At 74.3% G+C, this 24,599-nt stretch carries 17 protein-coding genes; all 17 read left to right on the top strand.

The genetic code is table 11. The annotated features are described in order from the left end of the window. The first annotated feature begins 9 nt into the window (after positions 1–9). The 17 genes from ACFVXH_RS15700 to ACFVXH_RS15620 all read left to right on the top strand — a co-directional run bounded on the left by ACFVXH_RS15700 (position 10) and on the right by ACFVXH_RS15620 (position 24,593). Entirely contained in the window at positions 10–1,857 is a 1,848-nt protein-coding gene (locus tag ACFVXH_RS15700; protein WP_387823789.1) for a phage tail sheath family protein, read from the top strand. Positions 1,858–1,864: 7 nt separating this feature from the next. Next, positions 1,865–2,389 (top strand): phage tail protein, encoded by a 525-nt coding sequence (locus ACFVXH_RS15695; RefSeq protein WP_049649365.1) that lies wholly within the window; start codon positions 1,865–1,867, stop codon positions 2,387–2,389. A 14-nt stretch (positions 2,390–2,403) separates the two neighbouring features. After that, positions 2,404–3,135: a hypothetical protein gene (locus ACFVXH_RS15690; protein WP_387823785.1), complete on the top strand. Its 732-nt coding sequence runs from the start codon at positions 2,404–2,406 to the stop codon at positions 3,133–3,135. Continuing rightward, positions 3,128–3,814: a hypothetical protein gene (locus ACFVXH_RS15685; protein ID WP_387823783.1), complete on the top strand. Its 687-nt coding sequence runs from the start codon at positions 3,128–3,130 to the stop codon at positions 3,812–3,814. The genes ACFVXH_RS15690 and ACFVXH_RS15685 overlap by 8 nt, the downstream gene beginning before the upstream one ends. Positions 3,815–3,890: 76 nt before the next feature. After that, complete coding sequence (locus ACFVXH_RS15680) at positions 3,891–5,159, top strand: DUF4255 domain-containing protein (protein WP_387823780.1); 1,269 nt, start codon at positions 3,891–3,893, stop codon at positions 5,157–5,159. 41 nt (positions 5,160–5,200) lie between these two features. Next, a complete protein-coding gene (locus tag ACFVXH_RS15675) occupies positions 5,201–7,210 on the top strand; it encodes an ATP-binding protein (protein ID WP_387823777.1) in 2,010 nt (669 codons plus the stop codon). Further along, positions 7,201–7,554 carry a hypothetical protein gene (locus tag ACFVXH_RS15670; RefSeq protein WP_387823775.1) on the top strand — a complete coding sequence of 118 codons (354 nt, stop codon included), beginning with the start codon at positions 7,201–7,203 and terminating at the stop codon, positions 7,552–7,554. Before ACFVXH_RS15675 ends, ACFVXH_RS15670 begins: the two co-directional genes overlap by 10 nt. After that, positions 7,551–13,481: a DUF4157 domain-containing protein gene (locus tag ACFVXH_RS15665; RefSeq protein ID WP_387823772.1), complete on the top strand. Its 5,931-nt coding sequence runs from the start codon at positions 7,551–7,553 to the stop codon at positions 13,479–13,481. Before ACFVXH_RS15670 ends, ACFVXH_RS15665 begins: the two co-directional genes overlap by 4 nt. A gap of 8 nt (positions 13,482–13,489) precedes the next feature. After that, the gene (locus tag ACFVXH_RS15660; RefSeq protein WP_387823769.1) at positions 13,490–13,927 is read left to right on the top strand and encodes a hypothetical protein; all 438 of its coding nucleotides are present in this window, start codon (positions 13,490–13,492) and stop codon (positions 13,925–13,927) included. 53 nt (positions 13,928–13,980) lie between these two features. Continuing rightward, the gene (locus ACFVXH_RS15655) at positions 13,981–14,628 is read left to right on the top strand and encodes a hypothetical protein (protein ID WP_380776613.1); all 648 of its coding nucleotides are present in this window, start codon (positions 13,981–13,983) and stop codon (positions 14,626–14,628) included. Positions 14,629–14,705: 77 nt separating this feature from the next. After that, entirely contained in the window at positions 14,706–14,987 is a 282-nt protein-coding gene (locus ACFVXH_RS15650; protein WP_380776615.1) for a LysM domain-containing protein, read from the top strand. Positions 14,988–15,042: 55 nt separating this feature from the next. Further along, a complete protein-coding gene (locus ACFVXH_RS15645; RefSeq protein ID WP_049657830.1) occupies positions 15,043–16,137 on the top strand; it encodes a hypothetical protein in 1,095 nt (364 codons plus the stop codon). A 119-nt stretch (positions 16,138–16,256) separates the two neighbouring features. Beyond that, complete coding sequence (locus ACFVXH_RS15640; RefSeq protein WP_049657827.1) at positions 16,257–16,766, top strand: phage baseplate assembly protein V; 510 nt, start codon at positions 16,257–16,259, stop codon at positions 16,764–16,766. Positions 16,767–16,781: 15 nt separating this feature from the next. Further along, positions 16,782–17,114 carry a hypothetical protein gene (locus tag ACFVXH_RS15635; RefSeq protein WP_074006030.1) on the top strand — a complete coding sequence of 111 codons (333 nt, stop codon included), beginning with the start codon at positions 16,782–16,784 and terminating at the stop codon, positions 17,112–17,114. A 44-nt stretch (positions 17,115–17,158) separates the two neighbouring features. Continuing rightward, positions 17,159–17,548 carry a GPW/gp25 family protein gene (locus ACFVXH_RS15630; protein WP_049657840.1) on the top strand — a complete coding sequence of 130 codons (390 nt, stop codon included), beginning with the start codon at positions 17,159–17,161 and terminating at the stop codon, positions 17,546–17,548. After that, positions 17,545–20,832, top strand: a complete 3,288-nt coding sequence (locus ACFVXH_RS15625) for a putative baseplate assembly protein (protein ID WP_387823764.1) — start codon at positions 17,545–17,547, stop codon at positions 20,830–20,832. Before ACFVXH_RS15630 ends, ACFVXH_RS15625 begins: the two co-directional genes overlap by 4 nt. After that, on the top strand, positions 20,829–24,593 hold the full coding sequence (locus ACFVXH_RS15620; RefSeq protein ID WP_387823761.1) for a putative baseplate assembly protein: 3,765 nt from the start codon (positions 20,829–20,831) through the stop codon (positions 24,591–24,593). The genes ACFVXH_RS15625 and ACFVXH_RS15620 overlap by 4 nt, the downstream gene beginning before the upstream one ends. The last annotated feature ends 6 nt before the right edge of the window (positions 24,594–24,599 follow it).

The raw sequence follows: 24,599 nt of genomic DNA, 5'->3' as shown, positions 1-24,599 counted from the left end.
AGGGGGAATTTGCCGACGATACCGACCTACCCCGGCGTCTACATCGAAGAACTTCCCAGCAGCGTCCGTACCATCACCGCGGTGAGCACCTCGGTGACCGCCTTCGTCGGGGCCACCCGGCGCGGCCCGCTCGACCAGCCGGTCACCCTCACCAGCTTCGCGGACTTCGAGCGCCGTTTCGGCGGGCTCGCGGCGCAGAGCCCGGTCAGCTACGCCGTCCAGCAGTTCTTCCTGAACGGGGGCTCGGTCGCGGTCGTCGTCCGGGTCGCGGCGGCCGGCACCGGCGCCGCCGCGGCCGCCACGCTCACCTCGACGCAGACCTCCACCGCGACCCCGGTCCTGGACGTCACGGCCGTCGAGCCGGGGCTCTGGGGCGGGACGCTGCGGGTCGCCGTGGACTACCGGACGCCCACGCCCGGCGACACGTTCAACCTCCAGGTGTTCGACACCTCGGGCGCGGTCCGGGAGTCCTTCGCGGACCTGTCGGTCCAGGACGGCAGCCCGCGGTTCGCCGAGACGGTGGTGAACAGCGGCTCGGCGGTGGTCCGGGTGAAGGTCCGGGCGGCGAGCCGGCCGGACCCGGTGGGCACCGTGTCCAAGCCGTTCGCGGCCACCCTGCCCGACCTCACCCACGAGGTCCAGGTCAAGATCGGCGACGTGACGCGGACGGTCAGGATCCACGACCCGGCCGTGGACGGCGCCGCGCCGACCACCGTCACCGAGCTCGCCCTGCTGCTCGAACGCAAGCTCCGCGCGCTGCCCGACGCCCCGGGCAGGCGGGTCTTCGCGGGCACCCGGGTGACCGCCTTCGGCCGGCAGCTCCAGGCCGTCGCCGGCTCCACCGACCCGGCCGACGTGGTCCGCTTCCTCGGCGAGGCGGCCAACAACCTCGGCCTGGAGGGCTCGGTCAGCCCGCCGGTCTTCGCGCTCGCCGGCGGCCAGGACGGCGGGGCCCCCGGGCTGACCGACCTGATCGGCAGCGAGGCGGGCAAGACCGGCATCCAGGCGCTGCGCGACGTGCAGGACGTCAACCTGCTGGTGCTGCCCGAACTGGCCGGCTACGCCGACGTGGACGACGCCGTCACGGTGGTCTCGGCCGCCCAGGCACTCTGCGTGGAGAAGCGGATGTTCCTGATCGTCGACTCGCCGCAGGCGTGGACGACGCTGGACGCCGCCCGGGCCGGCCTGTCCGCCTTCGACTCGGTGCGCGGCGACCACGCGGCGCTGTACTTCCCGCACCTGGAGCTGGTCGACCCGCTCACCGGACGGCTGCGCGCCTTCCCGCCGTCCGGCACCGTCGCCGGGGTGATCGCGCGCACCGACGGCCAGCGGGGCGTGTGGAAGGCCCCGGCGGGGACGGAGGCCGGCCTGCCCGGGGTGCGCGCCCTGACCGTCCCGATGACGGACCGGGAGAACGGCCTGCTGAACCCGCTCGCGGTGAACTGCCTGCGGACGTTCCCCGTGGTGGGCCCCGTGGTGTGGGGGGCCAGGACCCTGGCCGGCGCCGACGTGCTCGGCTCGCAGTGGAAGTACGTGCCGGTGCGGCGCCTCGCGCTGATGCTGGAGGAGAGCCTCTACCGCGGGACGAAGTGGGTCGTGTTCGAGCCCAACGACGAGCGGCTGTGGGCGCAGATCCGGCTGAACGTGGGCACGTTCCTGCACTCGCTGTTCCAGCAGGGCGCGTTCCAGGGCACGTCCGCGCGCTCGGCCTACTTCGTCAAGTGCGACCGGGACACCACCACCCAGGACGACGTCAACCGCGGCGTGGTGAACGTCGTGGTCGGGTTCGCGCCGCTCAAGCCCGCGGAATTCGTGATCGTCAAAATCGAGCAACTCGCCGGACAGTTCGAGGTTTAGGATCTCCATGGTCGAGTTCACCGTCAATCCGCACCGGTTCGATCCGTACAAGAACTTCAAGTTCCTGGTCGTCTGGGACGGACGGGTCGTCGCCGGAATCAGCAAGATCAGCCCGCTCAAGCGCACCACCGAGGTGGTGAAGCACCGCAGCGGGGGCGATCCGAGCGCGCCGCGCAAGTCACCGGGCCGCACCGACTTCGAGGCGGTCACCCTGGAGCGCGGGGTCACCCACGACCCGGAGTTCGACCGCTGGGCCAACAAGGTCTGGATGGTCGGCGCGGGCCGCGGGGCGGAGGTCTCGCTCCGGGACTTCCGCAAGGACCTGGTGATCCAGGTGCTCAACGAGGCCGGCCAGGTGGCGGTCGCCCACAAGCTGTACCGGGCCTGGCCGAGCGAGTACCAGGTGCTGGGCGAACTGGACGCCAACGCCAACGCGGTGGCCATCCAGAGCCTCAAGCTGGAGGTCGAGGGCTGGGAACGGGACGAGGAGACGCCCGAGCCGGAAGAGCCATCGTTCCAGCAGCCGGCCTGAGGGGCCTGAGCGCGATGGAACTCGCGGGGGAGGCGGCCCTGTTGGCCACCTGGGAGGCCGGGGTGGCGGCCGGCCGCAGCGGGCGGGCCCTGCTGCTGCACGCCGTCGCCCGGCCCGCCGCCGGGCCGGAGGAGCTGCTGGCCGTACCGGTCGGCGAGCGGGACGCCGAACTGTTCGGCCTGCGCGGCGAGTTGTTCGGTGAACAGCTCACCGTACGGGTGGGCTGCCCGGGGTGCGCCGAGGAGATGGAGTTCGACTTCGACGCCGGACAGGTGGTCGGTGCCGGTCGACCGGCCGCCGGGCCGCTGCGGGTGGAGTCGGACGGCTGGCGGGTCGGCTTCCGGCTGCCCACCACCGGCGACCTGGCCGCCGCCGAACGGGCCCCCGCGGGCGAGGCCAGGACCGTCCTGCTGGAGCGGTGCGTCCTGAGCGCCGAGCACGACGGGGAGCCGGTGCCCGCCCGGCGGCTCCCCGAGCCGGTCCAGCGGCAGGTGGCCGAGGCCGCCGCCGCGGCCGACCCCTGCGCGGACGTCCGGCTGAACCTCGGCTGCCCCGACTGCGGCCGGCAGGCCCTCGCCGAACTGGACATCGCCTCCTACCTCTGGGAGGAGCTGGACGCCTGGGCCCGCGCGACCCTGCTCGACGTCCACCTGCTGGCCACCGCCTACGGCTGGAGCGAGCCGGAGGTCCTGGCGCTCAGCCCGCTGCGGCGCCGCTACTACCTGGAGCTGTGCGCAGATGCCTGACTACTTCGACCGCCTGGTCGCGAAGGGCGGCCCCGGCGGGGACACCGTCCGCGTCCGGCCGCGCCTGCCGGGGCCGTTCGAACGGATCGAGACGCTCGGGGCGGCGCCGCCGCCCGTCGGGGAGGCCGCCGCGTCGGGCCGGGAGGTCGGACAGCCCGGGCCCGCGCCACTCCCCCGGCCGTCGGCGGCACCACGTCCGCTGCCGTCCGAGGGGCCGCTCCGGCCGGCCCTCCGCGAGGCGCCGCCGACTCCTCCGGCCGCGCTCCCGCTGCCGCGCACGCCGCTGCTGGTCACGCCCCCGCTCGCGCCCGCTCGCGTCGCGCCGACCGCAGCCGCCGGGCCCGGGGCGGAGGGTGCGGCCGCCCGCCCGGCGGCCGTACCGGCGGTCACCGCACCGGTCCGGCCGCCGGGCCCGGAACAGGCGGCAGCCCCGCCACCGGCCACGGGACGGCTCGGCGTCGCGCCCGCCGTCCGGCGCCCGGCCGCCGCGGGCGCTCGGGCCGCCGCTCAGGCGGCGCGTGGCCGGCAGCGGCCGGCCGAGCGGGTGGTCCGGGTCCAGATCGGGCGCGTGGAGGTCAGGGCCGCGGAGCGCGCCCCGGCCGGCCCGCGCCGGGCGGCGGCCGCCCGCCCCTCCCCCGCGCTCGACCTGGGCGCGTACCTCGACCGGGAGCGGCCATGACCAGGCGAGTGGGCCTGCGGGCCGTCACACGTCGCGCACGGGCAGATGCCACCGCCGAGCGAAACGGGGAGGGCGCATGAGCAACCACCTCGCGATCGCCACCGTGACCGAGGCGCTGCGGCTGCTCGTCTCCCGCGCGCTCTCGCCCGACATCCCGTTCGCGGTCGAGGTCGGCACCCGCAAGCCGCCGACCGAGCCGCCGGCCGACCCGACCATCACCGTGTTCCTCTACCAGGTCACGCCCAACGCCTCGCTGCGCAACCACGACGCGCCCACCCGCGCGACCGACGGCACCGTGCTGACCCGGCCGGCCGCCGCCCTCGACCTGCACTACCTGATCAGCTGCTACGGCGAGGAGTCCCAGCTGGTGGGCCAGCGGCTGCTCGGCTGCGTGGTCCGGACACTGACCGAACAGCCCGCGCTCTCCCGGCAGTTGATCGAGGAGGCGGCCGCCCAGCCGTACCTCGTGGGGACGGACCTCGCCGCCTCGCCGCAGCGGGTGCGCTTCACCCCCACCACGATGGACGTCGACGAGATGTCCAAGCTGTGGAGCACGCTGCTCCAGACCCCCTACGCGCTGTCCGTGACCTACCAGGCCACCGCCGTGTTCGTGGAGGGCAAGGTCGATCCGGTCGCGGGCAAGCCGGTGCTGCGCCGCACCGTACGGGCCGTGCCGTCCCGCGGGCCGGTCGTCGAGCGGGTGCTGTCCCGCCCGGCCGGGTCCACCGGCGCGCCCGAGGAGGGGCCGGTGACCAGGGACCGGGAGCTGGTGGTGGTCGGCTCCGGTCTGCGCGCGGAGCTGGTCGTGGCCCGGCTGGGCGGGCGCCGGGTGCCGGTCGCCCCGGGCGGTGTGCGGGACGACCGGCTGGTGGTCGCCGTCCCGGCGGACCTGCCGCCCGGCGTGTACCAGCTGCAGGTGCTGCACGGCCTGGCGCTGGACGGCCGGCCCGCCGCGGAGCACCTCGCCGTGGAGTCCAACGCGCAGACCTTCGCCCGGCAGCCGCGGATCGCCGCGCCGATCGGTACGGCGGACCGTACCGACGGACCGGCCGGGGTCTCGGCCCAGGTGGACGTCCGACTGGACGTCCCGCTCCGGGACGACCAGCAGGTCCTGCTGCTGCTGGACGAGTTGAGCCCGCCGACCGGGCGCGCCGGGGCGAGCTACCAGTTCCGCGCGCCCGTGCCGTCGCAGCCGCGCAGCGACCCGTACGCGGTCCGGGTGCCGGTCACCGGCGTCCGGCCGACGGTGTACCTGGCTCGGGTCCAAGTCGACGGCGTGCCGAGCGAGTTGACGGTGTCCGGCGACGGGGCCTTCACCGGTCCCGTGGTGGACCTGACGCACTGACCACAGGACGCACCGACACAACGGACGGGACGGGGGGAGAGATGGCAACGCGCCGCAGACAGGACCGCGAAGGCCTGGCGGACGAGTCGCACCGGCAGTCACTGTCGGCCGCGGTCGCCGCCGTGCTCGCACGGGTCGACGCGCACGCGGCCGGCCGTACCGCCGAGCCGGCCCCGCCGTCGACCCCGGAGACGACCCGTACCGCCGAGCCGCCCGCCCCCGGCACCCGCCGCACCGGGCGGCGGCAGCCCGCCACCGCCCTGGACGCGCTCGCCGCCTCCTTCGGGCTCACCCCCTTCGAGCGGGACGTCCTCGTGCTGGCCGCCGCGCCCGAGATCGACCCCACCGCCGCCGCCCGGTGCGCCGCGGCCGGCGGCGACCCCGGGCGCGGGTACCCGACCTTCTCGCTCGCCCTCGCCGCCCTGGACCGGCCGCACTGGAGCGCGCTCACCCCGGTGGGCCCGCTGCGCCGCTTCCGGCTGGTCGAACTGGACGACGAGACGGCGATCACCGCCTCCCGGCTGCGGATCGACGAGCGGGTGCTGCACTTCCTGGTCGGCGTGCCCTACCTGGACGTACGGCTGCACGGCCTGCTCACCCGGGTCGGGCCGCCCGGCGAACTGCCCGAACCCCACGAGCGGTGCGCGGCCGAGCTGGCCCAGGGGTGGTCCGCGGCCGGGCTCACCGGCCCGCCGCACGCCGAGCTGAGCGGCGCCGACCGCCGCACCCGCTGGGAGATCGCCTCGGCGGCCGCCCGCCGCTCCGGGCTCGGCCTCTACGTCGCGCACCGCGAGGACCTGCCCACCGAGCCCGCCGAGCGCGAGCAGCTCGCCCGGCTGTGGCAGCGGGAGGCGATCCTGATCCCGGCCGCGCTGCTGGTCGAGGACGGGGAGCCGGCCCGGGAGCAGCCGCGGTCCCCGAACGGCGCGGAGGCCTTCCTCGCCAGCCTGGCGGTGCCGCTGGTGGTGTCCGGCGACGAGCCGCGGCCGGCCGGGGCCTCCGACCGCGCCCGGCTGACCGTGCCCACGCTCGGCCCCGAGGAGCAGCTGGGCATCTGGACCGAGGCGCTGGACGGCGCGCCGGGCATCGCCGAGGACGAACTCCGGGCACTGGCCGCGCAGTTCTCCCTGCCCGGCCACGTGATCCGGTCGGCCGCCGCAACGGCCCGGCGGGCGGCCGAGAAGGACCAGGACGTCGGCGAACTGGCCTGGCACGCCGGGCTGGTGGAGGCCCGGATGTCCCTGGACGAGCTGGGCCGGCGGGTCGAGCCACGGGCCGACTGGGAGGACCTGGTCCTGGAGGAGCGCCAGCGCGCGACGCTGCGCGAGATCGTCGCACACGTCCGCCGGCGGGGCACGGTCTACCAGGAGTGGGGCTTCGAGTCGGTGCTGCGGCGCGGCCTGGGGGTGACCGCGCTGTTCGCCGGCGGCTCGGGCACCGGAAAGACGCTGGCGGCCGAGGTCGTCGCCGGGCGGCTCGGGGTGGACCTGTTCGTCATCGACCTCTCCCAGGTCGTCAGCAAGTACATCGGCGAGACCGAGAAGAACCTCCGGCGGGTCTTCGACGCCGCCGAACGCGGCGGCGCGCTGCTGCTGTTCGACGAGGCCGACGCGCTGTTCGGCAAGCGCAGCGAGATCAAGGACAGCCACGACCGCTACGCCAACCTGGAGGTCAGCTACCTGCTGATGCGCATGGAGGCCTACCGGGGCCTGGCCGTGCTCACCACCAACATGAAGAAGGCGCTGGACCCGGCGTTCATGCGGCGGATCAGGTTCGTGGTCGACTTCCCGTTCCCCGGGGTGCCGGAACGCGCCGAGATCTGGCGGCGGGTCATCCCCCCGCGGACCCCCAGCGAGGGCCTCGACCCCGAGCGGCTCGCCCAACTGACCGTGGCCGGCGGCTCGATCCGCAACATCGCGCTGTCCGCGGCCTTCCTGGCCGCCGACGAGGGCTGCCCGGTGCAGATGCGGCACATGCTGGCCGCCGCGCGCACCGAGTACCTGAAGCTGGAGCGCTCGCTGTCACCCTCGGAGGTCGGCGGATGGGTGTGAACGCGCGGGACGGAGGCGGGCCGGGCGCCCCCGAACACCCGGCTGCCGGGCGGATCGAGGTCGAGATCGGCGAGCTGGTCCTCGACGGCTTCGACCGGATCGACCACGAGCGGCTGACGACGGCGTTCCGCGGCGAGCTGGCCCGCCTGGTCGAGACGCGCGGCGTACCGCTCGCGGCGGGCGGCGACCGCGCGCTGGACCTGCTCTCCGGCCTGCCGCCGCTGCCGGCGGGCGCCTCACCGCAGCGGCTCGGCGAGGCGCTCGCCCGCGCCGTGCACGCCGGGCTGTCGGGTACTGGTCAGCTCCCGGGTACCGGGCGGCACGTGGAACGGGGGCGGACGTGACGCAACTCAAGGCCCCCGCGCGGGACTCCGCACAGGACGCCAAGCAGGGCGGCCAGGCCCGGCGCAAGACCCGGGCCCCGAAGGCCCGCACCCCCGAGCCGAAGGAGATCGTCTCCGGCGCGGGCCAACCGCTCGACCCGGGCGTGCGCCGGGAGTTGGAGGCGCGGCTCGGCCACGACCTCAGCCGGGTCCGGGTGCACACCGACCGGGACTCCGCCGCGCTGACGGAGCTGATCGGCGCGGACGCCGTCGCCGTCGGCCCGGACCTCTTCTTCGGCGAGGGCAAGTACCGGCCGGCCGCCGAGGACGGCCGCCGGCTGCTCACCCACGAGCTGCTGCACACCATCCAGGCCCCGAACCCGCTCGGCGCCCTGCGGGCCGGCCGCGACCTGGGCGCGGTGAGCCTGCCGCAGGACGCCGTCGAACGCGAGGCGGAGCAGGGCGCGAGCGGGGACCGGCCGACGACGGCGACGCCCAGCGCCACACCGGGCTGGCTCCGCTACGCGACCGTCGACGCCGACCGCTTCCGCACCGAACGGCTCGACCCGGCCACCCTGGTCGACCGGCTGGCGTCCGGCATCCTGCGCTCGCTGCGCGGCGACCCGACCGACTCCTCCGGCCGGGTCCGCCTCCAACTCGCCAGATTCGCGCCCGAGTTGCAGTCCTCCGTCCTGGACCGGCTGGCGGTCCTGCTGCCCTCCTCCGACTACACCCGGGTGCTGGAACTGGTCGAGGCCGCCGAGCACCGCCCGGCCGACGTGGACGCCGCCCAGACCCCCGAGCCGGTGACCGATGCCGCCGACCGGACCACCGACGACCGCGACCGGACCGACCAGGAGGGCCGCGAGGAGCGGGACCGGCAACAACAACTCGACGACGAGGCACGGCAGTCGGACGACCCGAAGTCCCGCCGCAAGCACCGGAAGCACCGCAAGGGCCAGGGCGGCAAGGCAGGCCAAGACGACAAGGACGGCAAGGACGACGGCGAGGAACGCCCGGAGCAGCAGGACGGGCAGCAGGCGCCACCCGCGGAGGGCGAGGCCGCGCAGAGCCCACCGGCCGCGCAGCCGGAGGTCGGTCAGGCTCAACTCCCCACGGAGGCGCAGCCGTCGGCTGTCGAGGAGGCGCCCGCGGCAGGCCCGGAACAGGCGCCCGTACCGGCCGAGGAGGGCGCCGCCCAGCCGGTCGCCGCCACCGTACCCGGCTCGCCCGAGGCCGAGCAGCAGGGCGTCGGCACCCGGCCCTCGGCCGGTACGAAGCCGCAGGAGCCCGCCGCCGGGCTTCTGCCGCAGCCCGCGCCGGTCAAGCCCGAGCGCCTGGACGCGATCGCGCGGGCCGAGGACAGCCCGCTGGCCCGGCACGGCCTGCTGGAGGGCGACCACCGACAGGGCGGAGCCCCGGACGAGGAAAGGCCGTTGGGCATGGAGCCCGGCGCCGACTCCGAGGTCCACGACGCGCCCGCCGCGGGCGAGGACCGGCAGTCGTCGGCCGTCCCCGGGCCCGAGCTCGAGCCCGGGGACTTCCTGCCCTCCGCCGACCTCGACGTGTCGGCCGTCCCTACAGCCGATCAGCTCACCCTGTCGGCGGACGGCACGCCCCCCGCGCAGGCCGAGGCGCCCGCGTTCCCCGAGCCGCCCGCGACCAAGGCCGAGCAGGTGCAGGCCGAGCGGGACAGCCGCCCGGAGGACGACGAGGAGGCGGCCCCGGCTCCGCCCGAGCAGGCGGAGCCCGGGGCGGCACCGCAGGCCGCCCCCGAGCCGACCCCCGCCACCGAGGCCGAGGACCGGAGCGCCCGCGACCTCCAGCCGGAGCAGCCGGTCGAGCAGGAGATCGGCCCCGAACCCACCGCGAACCCGGCCGCGGCCCCGGCGCCGGCCCCTGCCGAGCCCACGCAGCCGGAGGCGCCGCAGCCCGAAGCGCCCGCCGAGGCGGCTCGCGAGGCCGAACCCGCACCCGAGGCGGCCCCCGAAGCGGCCGCCTCGCCCGAGCCGAGCGGCCCGGACCGTACCGCCCCCGTGGCGCCGGGGCCGGTCAGCGGCAGCGGGCCGGTCGGCGGGGACGGCGCCGTCCTCGACAGCGCTCCTGGGGCAGCCCTCGGGGCAGCGCCCGGTGCCACCCCCGACACCGCCCTGGACGCCGCCCCCGGCCCGGCCGCCGAGCAGGCCGACGCGCCCGGCGGACTCACCGCCCAGGCCGCCCCCGACGCCTCGCTGGAGGCGGGCGGCGGCGCCTGCGCGGGCCCCCAGCAGCCCACCACCGAGGCGGAGCAGGACGGCACCGGCGGCGCCGGCGGCGGCTGTGCGGCCGGGGGCGGAGGCGCGGCCGCGGCCGGGGGCGCCCAGGGCGGGCAGGAGCAGCAGCAGAAACCGGCCGCGCCCGACGTCTCCGGCCAGGACCCGCAGAGCGCGCTCGCCACCGCCGCGAGCCTGCCGCCCGATCAGATGGCCACCACCCTGGACGGCGTGGACGGCTCGGTGGACCGTACGGTCGGCGAGCAGCACGCCCGGCTGCAGGCCGCCCCGCCGGCCACCCAGCGCCCGTCCGGGGCGCCGCAGACCCAGTCCGGCGCACCCGAGGCCGCGCCGCCCGCCGAAGCCGTGACGGAGCGGCTGGAGCGGGTCGGCCCGGAGGGCGCGGACGGCGGGCAGCAGACGGCCGACCAGAAGAAGGTCGAGGGCCGGAACCCCGGTGACCGGGTCGCCCCGCCCAATGTCGCCGACGACGCGGGCAACCAGGTCTCGGCGCAGGAGGTGCAGCAGGCCCAGGTCGCCGTCGACGGCGTCCCCTCGACCGACCCGGCGCTGAACACCACCGTCGGCGCCGCCCCCAAGGTCGAACTGACCGGGGAGAGCGACCCGGCACGCACCGACCGGCAGGCGGCCAAGCTCAAGGAGAGCTCCGGCAGGATCCTCGGCGTCGGCCGGGAGGACACCGCCAAGCCGATGGGCGAGGACCGGATCTACCCGGACGTCCCGAAGGAGACCCTCACCGCCTCCGTCCCCGGCGGCGGCGGCAAGCGCGGGGGTGCCAGGGCAGGCGGCGCCGTCGACACCAAGCCGGGCATCGGCATCGTCACCCAGCAGGAACGCGGCCCGCAGATCCAGGCCGCGGTCGGCGAGGGGCAGGGCCGGCTGGGCTCCGAACAGGCCAAGCAGAAGCAGGGCGAGGCCGACGCCCGGCGGCAGAACCAGGCCGAGGTCGACCAGGCGGTCGCCGACAACGCCCAGGCCCAGGCCGGGGAACGGGGCGACGCCGCAGAGAAGGTCAAGGCCGAACGCGAGCAGTGGCGCACCGAGCAGGACGGGAAGATCACCACCGCGGACCAGGACGCCGGTGCCGAACACACCGACAAGACCGGCCAGATCGACAAGAAGCGCGCCGGGGCCGACAAGGACGTCCAGGACCGTCAGCAGCAGGACAACCAGAAGATCCAGGACAAGCGGAAGGAGGCCGAGGAGAAGGCCCAGAAGGAGAAGGACCGCAAGAAGGAGGAGTCCGAAGGCTGGTGGGGCTGGGTCAAGTCCAAGGTCAAGGCGGCCTTCGACGCACTGGTCGAGGCCGTCACCAAGGTCTTCGACTTCTTCCGCGGCCTGATCAACGACATCATCGACGGCTTCCGGACGTTCGCGAACTGGGCGATCGACCAGGCGCGGAAGTTCGCCGTCGAGCTGATCGACAAGCTCGCGGACGCGCTCATCAAGATCTGCGACGTCCTGCTGGCGGCCTTCCCCGAACTGCGGGACAAGTTCCGCAAGAAGATCGAGGACTGGCGCGACAAGGCCATCGCCAAGGTCAACGAGTGGGCGGACCGGCTCAAGAACGCCGTCAACAAGCTCCTCGACGCGCTCGCCGCCGGGCTGAACGCACTGCTGGACGCGCTGGAGGCAGGACTCAAGGCCGCCATCGAGGCGGTCCGCAAGGCCGTCATGGACGCGATCGACTTCGTCCAGAAGGCGATCGCCGTCTTCGGCGAGTTCGCGGCCCTGATCGGCGACATCGCCCCCGACCCGGGCGGCTGGCTGAAGAAGCTCGGCACCGCCGCGGTCGACGGCATCCAGCACTACCTGTGGGGCGCGATCAAGAGCGCGGTGCGGACCTGGTTCAACGAGAAGGTCGAGTCGGTCGTCGGGCTGACGTCCACGATCGTCAACGTCCTGGTCAAGGGCTGCATCTCGATGGCCCAGATCGGCCGGATGGCCTGGCAGGCGATCGTCGCGGCGCTGCCCGGGATGATCGTGTCGATCGTCGTCGAGAAGCTGGTCTCGATGATCGTGCCGGCGGCCGGTGCGATCATGACGATCATCCAGGGGCTGATGGCGGCCTGGAACACCATCAGCAAGATCATCGCGGCGATCGGGAAGTTCGTCGCCTTCCTCAAGGCCGTCAAATCCGGATCGGCCGCCTGCCTCTTCGCCGACGCCGTCGCGGCGGGCGTGGTCGCGCTGCTCGACTTCATCTCCAACTTCCTGCTCAGCAAGCTCAAGGGAGCCGGCAAGGCGGTCGGCACCAAGCTCAAGGGGATCGCCCAGCGGATCCTCAAGGGCCTGGCCAGGGCGGGTCGCGGTGCCCGCAAGGCGGCGGGCCGGGCCGTCAACAAGGCCCGCGCGAGCCTGCGCCGGGCCACCCAGTCCCTGCGGCGCCGGCCCGGCCCCGGCCGTCCCGCCCGCCCTGCCCGGACCGCCCGGACCGGACCCGCGCGGCACACCGTGCAGCACGCGGAGCGCCCCGCCCAGCACCGCCCGACCGCCACCCGCCCCAAGCCCACCACCCCGCGCCGCCCCACCTCCCCCGTCGGCCGCGCCCTCAACTCCTCCCGCCAGACCGTCAAGGCGGCACTCAACCGGGTACGGACGGCCGCCCGCACCCTCGGCCGCAAGGTCCTCAACAGCAAGCTGGGCCGCGCCCTCACCAACGGCGCCCACAGGATCCGCGACGCCTACCGCAAGCAACGCGACCGCCTCCGCACCTGGCACCAGAAGCGCCAGCAGCAACGCGCCCAACGCCGCGCCCACGAGAACTCGCCCGAGGCGAAGCAGCAGCGCCTCGACCTGATCGTCGCCCGTATCCGCCCGCGACTTAATGGCCTCCTCCAGAAGGGCATCGGGCGGGCCGTCATCCACGCCACCCTCCTCGGTATGCGCCTCTGGTATCGCCTTACCGAATTGGCGATAGACGGCTCGCAGTCGAAGTTCGACATTGATGCCACTCTGAATCCGAGGAAAAAGGCGACCTCAGGAGACGCAGACAGGCGGATAGACCTTATTGCGCCTTCACTCAGAAGGAGGGCGGAAACCGAACTCGGCCCGGAGTTCCTGAACGAGTGGATTCTCCATCAGGGGAACGCGACAAGGGACCGTCTGAACAAGGACCTCGAACGGCGGCTTGAAGAACTTCAGGCGCAAAAGGACCGCGACGAGCGGGAGTCCCACCGCAAGCGCGAACGTCGCCGGGGCGACGAGCAGGGCGTGCCGTTCGGAAGCTCCCGCGTTCGAGGGTTCCGCAACACCGGCGAACTCATGGAGCGGCTCGGCAATCTGCGAAACTCCCTCCTGAAGGCCGGATATGATGATGCCATTGTAGGAATTCGCGGAAGTTCGGTCACCGGTACGTCAAGCAAAGGTGGGGGTTTCCGAACCCATCGAGACCAGCTGAAGCCAAGCGACGTCGACTTCCTCGTCGTCAGCAAAAAACTGGACCGCGAACTGGGTAATCTTGGCGCCATATTCGTCAAGGGCGAGAGGCTTGAGCAGGAGGAGCTGGCAGTGCATCTCGCAGGCCTGGCCACAACCCTTGAGGACTTTGGGAAGAGCACAACCAAGCAGCTAGGGCGGAAGGGCGATGCCATGGTGCTAGCGAAAAAATTCTTCGACGACCTCGCCGCACACTCGCCCGATGAAATGATCACATACCCGAGAATGACGCGCTAGGAGAACGCATGGACAGGATGAAGGATCTCGTCAGAATCGACCTGGAGCGAGTCAGCACCCTCAGGTATGAATGCCACGGCTGGGTGGCAAGGCCCAGCGGGTACGGTGGCGGAATCATTCGATTTGACGGAGATTATCGACCCGGCTCGGCAGGCGCCGATGACGCCTTGTTTATCGGATGGAAGATTGGCGAGTTCTGTGACATTGACGACCCGTTCAAAATTCAAGGCCTAGTCGTCGACTTTCGCGGCCTGAACTACGAATGGGGTGACAACCTGAGCCTCTTCCGTGCGCGCCGCCTCAGGGCCGCCGGCCGGCCGGTTCTTGTCGTGGTGCGCCCGGAATCCAAGGACGCTTTCGCCGGCTGCCTCGGCGAGGATGACCTTCGGATCGACATCGAGCAAGCCACTCAGGAGGTCGACGACTTTCTGAGGAAACTGCGTTGAGCGGCGATGTATTCACCCAAGGAGAGCCTGTTCGTGAATGAGTCGGGCGAGTCATGACCGGGTACACGGATGCGCCGAAGCCGATCAGGGCCGGGCTGGTCGTCGTCGATCCGCTGCGCGGCACTCCGCAGCGGGTCGTGGTGCTCCAGTTCAATCCGGACAGTCTGGAGCGCTCGTTGGCGCCGCAGGTGGCAGGAGCGGACGGCAGTGGGGACCGGACGGAGGCGTTGCGGTTGAAGGGGCCGGCCGTGGAGAGCTGGAAGTTCACGGCGGAGTTGGACGCGACCGACCAGCTGGACGTGCCGGCGCCGAACGGGATTCATCCGCAGTTGGCGACGCTCGAACTGCTGGTGCAGCCGACCAGTGACCAGGTGCGGGCGAACCAGGCGCTGGCCTCGCTCGGGACCTTGGAGGTCACGCCGATCGAGGCCCCGCTGACCCTCTTCACCTGGGGTGGGAAGCGGATCCTGCCGGTGCGGCTGACCGAACTGACCATCACGGAGGAGGCGTTCGACATCGATCTGAACCCGATCAGGGCAGCCGTCGCGATCGGGCTGCGCGTCCTGACCGTCAGTGATCTGCCGACCGGGCACCGCGGGGCCGAGCTGTACCTCGCGCACCTGGCGCAGAAGGAGCGGCTGGGCGGTGCCGCGGCCGACGGCCGGTTGGGCGCGCTCGGGGTGGGAGGGGGGTTCCAGTGACCGTCGACCCGTTGAACGCGCTGCCGGCGCCTTCGCCGTATCCGTTGACCAGCCGGTACCACGGTGTCCCGGTCGCGTTGCACACGGAGCCGGACGGGCGCCAGGTCCCGTACCTGCGGCGGCGGTTGCTGCCGAGTGCGGAGGGGCTGACCCCGCTCGCCGAGCACACCGTCAGCGCAGGCGACCGTCCCGATCTGCTGGCCTACCGCTACCTCGGCAGCGCCGACCAGTGGTGGCGGATCGCCGACGCCAACCCGGTGCTCGATCCACGGGAGTTGACGGCGACGCCGGGGCGGCGGATCACGATCGCGCTGCCCGGCGCGGTGCCGGGAGCGGGCCCGGGGGTGGGGAGTGGTTGACGCCTCGGCGGTCACGGGGGGCGGGGCGATCGGGTCGATCCACCTGAGCCTGTTGATGGGGCCGCAGATTCCGGTGCCGGTGCCGCAGCCGGTGACCGACGCGCTGCTGTCGGCGCAGGTGACGGTGGCGTCGGGGCAGCGCAGCGGGTTCCAGTTGGCCTTCGACCTGTCGAAGAACGGGCTGATCAACACCGCGCTGCTGCCGGGCGGTTTCTTCGACCCGAAGATCAGGGTCGTGCTGATGGCGGTGGTCACGGGGACGCCGGCCGTGCTGATGGACGGGGTGATCATCCGCCAGGAGGTCGGGATCAGCAACCAGCCCGGCCAGTCCACGCTCACCGTCACCGGTGAGGACCTGACGGTGCTGATGGACCTGGAGGAGCAGGCCGGTGTGCCCTTTCCCGCGATGTCCCCGGCGGCCCGGGTCGCCGCGATCATCGGCAAGTACGGGCAGTACGGCATGGTGCCGCTGGTCGTCCCGGAGCTGGTGCCGCAGACGCCGATGCCGACCCGGCGGATCGACTTCCAGAAGGGCACCGACCTCGGCTACGTCAACGAGCTGGCGAAGGCGAACGGTTACGTGTTCTACCTGGACCCCGGGCCGGTCCCGGGGATGAGCCGCGCCTACTGGGGGCCGGAGGTCCGGCTGGGCGTCCCGCAGCACGCGCTGAACGTGAACATGGACGCGCTGTCCAATGTCGACCAGCTCACCTTCGCCTTCGACGGCACCGCCCGCGAGGAGCCGGAGGCGCGCATCCAGCTGCCGGCGACCAAGGTGTCGACGATCCTGCCGGTGCCGGAGGTCAGCATCCTGCGGCCGCCGCTCGCGCTCAGGCCGGCGCCGGCGCTGAAGAAGAAGGTCATCGCCGACACCGCCAAGAAGGACACCTCGCAGGCCGTCGCCGAGACGATCGCCAAGGCGATGCAGTCGGCGGACGCCGTTTCCGGCTCGGGCCAGCTCGACGTCGTCCGGTACGGGCACGTGCTGCGGCCGCGTGAACTGGTCGGCGTCCGAGGGGCCGGGATCACCTACGACGGCCTGTACTTCGTCAAGAGCGTCACCCACAACCTCAAGCGCGGCTCGTACACCCAGAACTTCACCCTGGCCCGCGAGGGCCTGATCGCCCTCCAGCCGACCGTCGTCCCGTAACACCGAAGTCCCGCAGCACCGCACCACCAAAGCACCGCACCACCGCAGCACCGCAGCACCGCAGCACCGCAGAGCGTCGAAGTCCCGCAAGGCCGCCCCGACCAGCAGGAGTTGCCAGCATGGCCGAACCGACCCGCTACCTCGGCAAGTACCGGGGAACGGTGGTGACCAACACCGACCCGCTCGGGATCGGCCGCATCCAGGCGCAGGTGCCCGACGTCCTGGGCGACGCCGTGTCGACCTGGGCGATGCCGTGCTTCCCGGTGGCCGGCCCGGGCATGGGGCACTACGCCGTGCCGCCGGTCGGGGCGGGCGTGTGGCTGGAGTTCGAGCAGGGCGACCAGAGCTACCCGATCTGGACGGGCTGCTGGTACGGCTCCGCCTCGGAGGTCCCGGTGGAGGCGACGACCGGGCCGCCGGGCGTCCCGAACATGGTGCTGGAGACCTCGGGGCGGCGGGTGATCGTGCTGTCCGACGACCCGACCACGGGGATCACGCTGCGCATCCCGAGCGGGGCCTCGATCGTGATCAACGACTCGGGCATCCGGATCAGCAACGGCCAGGGCGCCTCGATCGCGCTGGTCGGCGCCACCGTGACCATCAACCAGGACGCCCTGAGCGTGACCTGACGGGGGGAGATTGTCTTGTCCGGAAAACTGCTGCACGTCAATGCGACGGTGATCTGCCCGCACGGCGCCCAGGCGACGGCGGTGCCCGCCCAGGGCCGGGTGCTGGTCGCCGGGCAGGCCGTCACCAGCACGGCCGACCTGTACACCGTGACCGGCTGCCCGTTCACCGTGGCGGGGAAGCCGCAGCCCTGCGTCACGATCCGCTGGGTGCTGCCGTCCGCCCGGATCCGGGTGAACGGCTCGCCCGCGCTGCCGCAGTCCGCCACCGGGCTGTGCCAGAGCGCCGAGCAGATCCCGCAGGGGCCGCCGGTCGTCACCGTCGTCCAACAGCGGGCGGAGGGGGTATGAGCACCACGCGATCCACCCAACAGCCCGTCAGCGGCAACGAGTTGATGGCGCCAACGCCAGGGCCGGCCCGGACGGACCTCGCCTTCCCGTTCCGGATCGACAGCCGCGGGCGCACCGCCGGGGCGGCGTACGACGACCATGTGCGCGACCTGATCGAGCAGTTGCTGTTCACCAGCCCCGGTGAGCGGGTCATGCACCCGGACTTCGGCTGCGGGCTGCTCGACCTGGTCTTCGCGCCGAACAGCCCGGAGCTGGCGGCCACCCTGCAGCTGTCCGTCCAGGCGGCGCTGCAGCGGTGGCTCGGCGATGTGATCGAGGTCGTCGCGCTCGACGTGGAGAGCGAGGACAACGTGGTGCGGGTCGAGCTGGCGTACGTCGTCCGCCGGACGGGCACCCGACGGCAGGACGTGTTCGAGGGCGGGGTGGCGGCATGACCGGCCAGACGGAATTCCCGACCTCACAGTGCGGCACGGAGCTTCGCCGGGCCGACGTGCGCGCGGCGCGGCTGCTGGGGCTGGACGGCGCCGAGCCGAGCGACGACGGGCGCACGCTGACGGTGACCTTCCTCGGCCGGGCGCCGGACGAGCTGGGCCCGGAGAACATCCGGGTCGACGGCGGCCGCCGGATCACCGGTCTGCGCGCCCTCGCGGTCGACATCGAGCGCGCGGACGACCCGGAGCTGGACGACCGGATGCTCGTCACCCTCGACCGGGCGGGCGACACCTCCCGCTACCGGCTGAGCGTGGTCCTGGCGGACGCGTACGGCCGGCCGGGCACCCGCCCGTTCCCGGGCTTCGACCCGCGGTACGCGCACACCGGGTTCTCCTTCGGCGCCGACTGCCCGTCCCCGTACGACTGCCGCACCGACGAGGGCTGCCCGCCCGCCGTCCGGCCGGCCCCGGTGATCGACTACACCGCGCGCGACTACGAGAGCCTGCGCCGGCTCGTGCTGGACCGGATGAGCCTGACCGTCCCCGGCTGGACCGAGCGGCACCTGCCCGACCTCGGCGTCACCCTGGTCGAGCTGCTCGCCTACACCGCCGACCAGCTCTCCTACCAGCAGGACGCGGTGGCCACCGAGGCGTACCTCGACACGGCCCGCCGCCGGGTGTCGGTGCGCCGGCACGTCCGGCTGGTCGACTACGCGGTGCACGACGGCTGCAACGCCCGGGCGTTCGTCGCGCTGGAGGTGGACCGTTCCGTCACCCTGCGGTCCGGCACCTTCCGGTTCGCCGCCGTCGACGTCGGCCGGCTGGGCCCGCAGGAGCGTCCGGAGCTGTCCACGGTGATCCCGGACGAGGACCTGGACGTGCTCACCCGCACCGCCGCCGTGGAGGTGTTCGAGCCGCTCGGCGGGGCGGACCTGGTGCTGCACCCCGCGCACAACACCATCCGGTTCTGGACCTGGGGCGACCAGGACTGCGTCCTGCCCCGGGGCGCGACCTCCGCCACCCTCCGCGACGACCGGCCCGACGCCGACCCGTGCCCGCGCGACGACCGGCCCGGGGCGGCCCCGCGCGAGGACACCGCCCCGCCCGGCGACCGGCCCGACACCGACAAGCCCGAGCCCCGCACCCGCCACCTGGCGCTGCGCCCCGGCGACCTGCTGGTCATCGAGGAGGTCCTCGGCCCGCGCACCGGCGCGCCCGCCGACGCCGACCCCTCGCACCGCCAGGCCGTCCGGCTCACCTCCGTCACCCCGCTGGTCGACGAGTTGTACGACCAGCCCGTGCTGGAGGTCACCTGGGCGCCGGAGGACGCGCTCGCCTTCCCGGTCTGCCTGTCCTCCCACGGCGGCAGCGACTGCGGCCCGATCGCCGACGTGAGCGTCGCCCGCGGCAACGTCGCCCTGGTCGACCACGGCCGCTCGCTCACCTTCTGCGGCGGCGCCCCGGAGGCCTTCCCGGTGCCGCCGGAGCCGGTCCGTACGGCGCCCTGCGGGCCGGGCGGGTGCGGCTGCGAGGACCGCGCCGAGGGCAGCCCGGCGGCGGAGGCGATCCGGGAACTGCTCGACCAGGCCCGCGACGGCCGCCAGCTCGGCCCGGAGCAGGTCCGCGCCCTGGACGCGCTGCTCGGCGAGGCGGCGGTGCGGCGGGCCGGGCTGAGTGTGCTGCTCGCGCCCGGCGCGACCGCGGAGGGCGAGGACGGCGAGGGCGCGGTGGTGGAGCCGCCCACGGCCGACGCCCAGGCGGCGGCGCTGGAGACCCTGCTCGACCAGAGCCGCTACCCGGTGCTGCCGCAGCCCTTCCGCCCGCTGCTGCGCTACGCGCCGGTCACCCAGGCGGCCGCCTACCCGGACCGGGCGCACGTCTGCGCCGGGCAGGCCGCCCTGCTCGCCGGCGTTCCGGAGCGGGTCCGGCTGCGACTGGAGGGGCTGTGGCACCGGGCGTGCGACGGCCACCACCTCTCCCGGGCCGAACTCGCCGAACTGACCGTGCTGTTCGGCGCCCGGGTGGTGCAGGAGCTGCGGCTCGCGGAGCGGCCCGCCGCCGGGCTGCGCGAGCTGCTGGCCCGCCGCACCCGCCTGCTCGCCGCCAAGCTGCGCCGCCTGGAGGTGCTCACCGCGCGCGCCCGCTCCGGCGGGGTGCTCGGGCGGCCCACCGTCTGGGAGGTGGCCCAGAGCTGGGGCGCCCGGTACGCCGCCGGGCTCGACCCCGACTCCCCCGCGCTGGCCGGCCCCGCGGCCGGGATCGCCGTCCAGGACCCGCGCGCCGCCCTGCCCGAGGTCCGGGCCACCTCGGCGGGCCAGGAGTGGACGCCCCGCCGGGACCTGCTCGCCGACGGCCGCCGGGACCGGCACTTCGTGGGCGAGCTGGAGGACGACGGGCGCCTCGCGCTGCGCTTCGGCGACGGCCGCCACGGCCTGCCGCCCGTACCCGGCGGCACGCTGGAGGTCGCGTACCGGATCGGCAACGGCACGGCCGGGAACGTGGGCGCGGAGGCCGTCAACCACCTGGTGGTCTGCCGGGACCGGCCGCCCCAGTCGAACCGGCGCGGCGCCGCCGCCCGGCCGCAGGACGCGGTGCGGCTGGTCCGCAACCCGCTGCCCGCGACCGGCGGGGTCGAGCCCGAACCGCTCGACCAGGTCCGCCGGCTCGCCCCGCTGGCCCTGGGCCGCACCCGGCTGCGCGCCGTCACGGCCGCCGACTACGCGGAACTGGCGGCCGCCCTGCCGGGCGTCCGGCGGGCCGCGGCCGCGCTCCGCTGGACGGGCAGCGTGCAGGAGGTGCACGTCGCCGTCGAGCCGTTCGGGCAGGCGGTGGCCGGCCCGGCCCTGCTGGAGGCGGTCGGGCACGGTCTGGAGGCGTACCGCCGGATCGGCCACGACCTGGTCGTCCGGCCCGCCCTGCTGGTGCCGATCGACCTCGAACTGCGGGTCTGCGCCGCCGCCGGCTACCAACGCGGCCACGTCCTGGCCGAGTTGCGCCGGGTGCTCGGTAACCGCGCCCTGCCGGACGGCCGGCTCGGCTTCTTCCACCCGGACGCGCTGGGCTTCGGCGAACCGGTGCGGGTCTCCAGGCTGGTGGCCGCGGCGGCCGCCGTGCCGGGCGTCGTCAGTGCTGAAGTGACCAGGCTGCGGCGGCAGTTCGGACGGGACGACGGCGAGCTGGACGACGGGCTGCTGCGGCTCGGCGCGCTGGAGATCGCCGCGTGCGACAACGACCCCGACCGGCCGGAGAACGGCCGGCTCTCGATCGTCCTCGGAGGTGGCCGATGAGCGGCCAGTGCACCTGCGGCTGCGCGGGCACCGCCACCGCGACCCCGGTCCCGGTGTTCAACCCGCCCGGACTGGACGCCATCGGCTACCGGGTCGGCCGCTACGGGGAGTTCCTCGACAGCCTGCTCGCCCGGTTGTCCGGCCCCGCCTACCCGGCGCTGCGCGACCTGACCGTCCGCACCCCGGACGACCCGGCGATCGCGCTGCTGGACGCCTGGGCCGTGCTCGCCGACCTGCTCACCTTCTACTCGGAGCGGATCGCCAACGAGGGCTACCTGCGCACCGCCACCGAGGAGGACTCGCTCGCCCTGCTCGGCCGGCTGGTCGGGCACCGGCCCCGGCCCGGCGTGGCCGCCGACACCTACCTCGCCTACTCCCTCGACCACGACCCGAGGGCGGCCGAGGACCCGACCGTGGTGATCCCGCGCGGCGCCCGCAGCCAGAGCGTCCCCGGCCCCGGCGAGGACCCGCAGTCCTTCGAGACCGCCGAGGACCTCCCCGCCCGCTCGGCCTGGAACGAACTGGCCGTGCTGCGCCGCCGCCCGTACCAGCTGACGCCCGGCCAGCTGAACCCCGGCGGACGCGCCGAGCTCTTCGCCGCCGGCACCGCGAACAACCTGCGGCCCGGGGACCGGCTGCTGTTCGTCTTCAGCGCCGACAAGGCCGCCGACCCGGTCCACCGGATGCTGCGGCTGGTGCCCGAGGTGCGGCTCGACCGCGACAACGACGTCACGGTGATCGGGCTGCCCCGGGACCTGCGCACCCTCAAGGACCTGCGCGCCGAACTCGCCGACTGGATCACCGTCTCCGAGTCCGCCCCGAACCCGAGGCCCGGGCACAGCCGGATCATCCGGGACTTCGACGAGCAGGTGCTCGCCCCGCTGCGCGCCGACCTCGACCGGCCGGCCGGCCCGCTGGGCACCCCGGCCGAGTTCGCCGACCGGCTCGCCCCGGTGGTCGACCGGGCCGCCGAGGCCGCCGAACTGGCCCACGCCCAGCAGCCGGTGGCCGACTGGTTCGGGCACCTCGGCGAGGAACTGACCGGCCTGCGGGACCGCGCCCACCAGCTGGAGCCGCCGCAGGCCCCCGACAAGCCCGGGCCCCCCGGCACCGCCGACCCGGCCGTCCGCGGACTCGGCTCGCTGCTGGCCGCACTGCGCACCGCCCCCACCCGGCCCCCGCTCAGCGCGCGGGACCTCGCCCGCGACCCGCAGCGCCTGTTCGCGCCCGGCTCGGACCTCGGCGCGCAGCTGCTGTCCGCGCTCGACCCCCGGCTGCGCGACGGCCTCTACCCCGCCTGGCGGCAGGTCGACCTGACGGCGCCGCTGGCCGTGCACGAGATCCAGGCGATGCGGGTGGTCGCCACCCCGTTCGGCGCCACCGCGCCGCTCAAGCCCGTCTACGGCACCGACGGCCGGATCGACCGCTACGTGGACTGGCCGCTCTCCGGCAGCACGCTGGTCAGCGTCCGGATCGCCTTCGACGACGCCGGCGCCGTCCCGAAGACCGCCGACTTCACGTACGTCGAGGCGGGCAGCCTGGTGCACAGCGGGTTCTCGCTGCCGTGGGACCACACCTTCCCGTTCGGGCCCGGCCAGGTCAAGATCGTCACCACCGAGCCGACGGCACCGCCCGTACCGCCGCCGCCGGCGCTGGGGACCGCCGTACCCGCGCCCGCCCCGGAGCCCGGCGTCAGCGCCCAGCTGCTGGCCGAACTGCCGGAGCGCACGGTCTTCGTGTCCCGCCCCCAGGCCGACGGCCGCGTCCACGTGAAGGTCGAGGGCGGGCCCGGCCCCGCGCTCGACTACCAGCTCGACCCGGGCCAGGAGCGGACCGGCGAGTCCGGCGAGCTGAACGTCCGGGTGCACCGCTACGCCGGCACCGACCAGTCGGCGCCGGCCGTCGAGGTGGCCCTCACCACCAAGCTGCAGCCGGTCTCCGGCACGGTGCTCACCCTCGACGCCGTGTACGACCAGATCGCGCCCGGCAGTTGGGTGGTGATCCAGCGCCCCCGCAAGGGCCTCGACGGCGGCATCCCGGGCAGCCGCGACCTCGCCGAGGTCATCACCCGGGTCACCGACGTGCGCGTGGTCTCCCGCGCCGACTTCGGCATCACCGGCAAGGTGACCGAACTCTCCCTCCAGCAGCCCTGGTTGGACGACCAGGACACCCAGCTCTCGCACCTGCGGGACGCCACCGTCTACGCCCGCGGCGAGGCGCTGCGGCTCGCCGACGAGCCCGTCACCGAGGACGTCCGCGGCGACCGGATCGAACTCGCCCGGCTCTACGACGGGTTGACCCCTGGCCGGTGGATCGCGGTCAGCGGCGAGCGGACCGACCTCCCGCACACCACCGGCGTCCGCGGCACCGAACTGGCCATGATCGCCGGCGTCGAGCAGGGCGTCGACCCGCTCCTGCCCGGGGACACCGTCCGCACCACCGTCACGCTCAGCGCCCCGCTCGCCTTCCGCTACCGGCGAGACACCGTCCAGGTCCTCGGCAACGTCGTCCGCGCCACCCAGGGCGCCACCCGCGACGAGGCGATCGGCAGCGGCGACGCGGGCGTCCCCGGCCAGCGCTTCACCCTCTGGCAGTCGCCGCTCACCTGGCTGGCCGCCGACACCCCCGGGGGCGCGCGCAGCACCCTGGAGGTCCGGGTCGACGGGGTGCTCTGGCACGAGGTCGACAGCCTCACCGGACGCGGCCCGGACGAACGGGTCTACGTCACCGCGACCGCCGCCGACGGCCGCACCACCGTCACCTTCGGCGACGGCGTGCACGGCTCGCGCCTGGCCACCGGCCGGGAGAACGTCCGCGCCCGCTACCGGATCGGCATCGGCGAGAGCGGCAACGTCGGCGCCGGCCGGATCACCCAGCTCACCACCCGCCCGCTCGGCGTCTCCGCCGTCGTCAACCCGCTGCCCGCCACCGGCGGCGCCGGACCGGACGGACCGGGCCTGGCCAGGCGCACCATCCCGCTCGCCGTCACCGCCCTGGACCGGCTGGTCTCGGTGCCCGACTACGAGGACTTCACCCGCGCCCGGGCCGGCATCGGGCGCGCCAGCGCCACCCGGCTCTCGGACGGCCGGCGCGAACTCGTCCACGTCACGGTCGCCGGGGTGGACGACATCCCGCTCGCCGCCGACTCCGACCTGCTCCGCACCCTGCGGTCCTCGCTCACCGCCTACGGCGACCCGCGGCTGCCCGTCCGGGTCGCCGTGCGCGAACTCGTCCTGCTGGTCGTCGCCGCGGGCGTCAAGGTCGCCCCGGACCACTCCTGGGACCTCGTCGAACCGGCCGTGCGCCGCGCCCTGCTCGACCGGCTCGGCTACGCCGGACGCCAACTCGGCCAGCCCGCCCACCTGTCCGAGGTGCTCGCCGCCGCCCAGGCCGTCCCCGGCGTGGACCGGGTGGACGTCGACGCCTTCACCGGCGTGCCCGGCAGCCTCACCCCGGACGGCCTGGAGAACCTCGCCGCCCGGCTCGCGCGGCCGCAGCCGACGGTCCCGGCCCGGCTCGCCCGCTACGAGGAGCAGCGCTACCGGGTGCGGGACCCCGCCGGCGAGACGCTCACCGACATCGCCGCCCGCAACGGCGTCCCGCTCGCGGAACTGCTGCGCCTCAACCCGGCCGTCACCGACACCCGCCCGCTGCCGGCCGGCCGCGTGGTGACGGTGTTCCGCGGCATCCGACCGGCCCAACTCGCCGTACTGGCACCGGACCTGCCCGACACGTTGATCCTCAAGGAGATCCGCGGATGAACCAGC

The organism is Kitasatospora sp. NPDC058184 (assembly GCF_042883725.1).
Classification (GTDB): domain Bacteria; phylum Actinomycetota; class Actinomycetes; order Streptomycetales; family Streptomycetaceae; genus Kitasatospora.
This window is presented reverse-complemented; position numbering and strand designations above follow the sequence as displayed.

Excerpts from the sequence above, each read along its gene's own strand:
- ACFVXH_RS15630 (WP_049657840.1), top strand. The coding sequence starts at position 17,159 with ATGGCGCCAACGCCAGGGCCGGCCCGGACGGACCTCGCCTTCCCGTTC.
- ACFVXH_RS15695 (WP_049649365.1), top strand. The coding sequence starts at position 1,865 with ATGGTCGAGTTCACCGTCAATCCGCACCGGTTCGATCCGTACAAGAAC.
- ACFVXH_RS15640 (WP_049657827.1), top strand. The coding sequence starts at position 16,257 with ATGGCCGAACCGACCCGCTACCTCGGCAAGTACCGGGGAACGGTGGTG.
- ACFVXH_RS15660 (WP_387823769.1), top strand. The coding sequence starts at position 13,490 with ATGGACAGGATGAAGGATCTCGTCAGAATCGACCTGGAGCGAGTCAGC.
- ACFVXH_RS15670 (WP_387823775.1), top strand. The coding sequence starts at position 7,201 with ATGGGTGTGAACGCGCGGGACGGAGGCGGGCCGGGCGCCCCCGAACAC.
- ACFVXH_RS15655 (WP_380776613.1), top strand. The coding sequence starts at position 13,981 with ATGACCGGGTACACGGATGCGCCGAAGCCGATCAGGGCCGGGCTGGTC.
- ACFVXH_RS15680 (WP_387823780.1), top strand. The coding sequence starts at position 3,891 with ATGAGCAACCACCTCGCGATCGCCACCGTGACCGAGGCGCTGCGGCTG.
- ACFVXH_RS15675 (WP_387823777.1), top strand. The coding sequence starts at position 5,201 with ATGGCAACGCGCCGCAGACAGGACCGCGAAGGCCTGGCGGACGAGTCG.
- ACFVXH_RS15685 (WP_387823783.1), top strand. The coding sequence starts at position 3,128 with ATGCCTGACTACTTCGACCGCCTGGTCGCGAAGGGCGGCCCCGGCGGG.
- ACFVXH_RS15620 (WP_387823761.1), top strand. The coding sequence starts at position 20,829 with ATGAGCGGCCAGTGCACCTGCGGCTGCGCGGGCACCGCCACCGCGACC.
- ACFVXH_RS15625 (WP_387823764.1), top strand. The coding sequence starts at position 17,545 with ATGACCGGCCAGACGGAATTCCCGACCTCACAGTGCGGCACGGAGCTT.
- ACFVXH_RS15645 (WP_049657830.1), top strand. The coding sequence starts at position 15,043 with ATGGGGCCGCAGATTCCGGTGCCGGTGCCGCAGCCGGTGACCGACGCG.
- ACFVXH_RS15690 (WP_387823785.1), top strand. The coding sequence starts at position 2,404 with ATGGAACTCGCGGGGGAGGCGGCCCTGTTGGCCACCTGGGAGGCCGGG.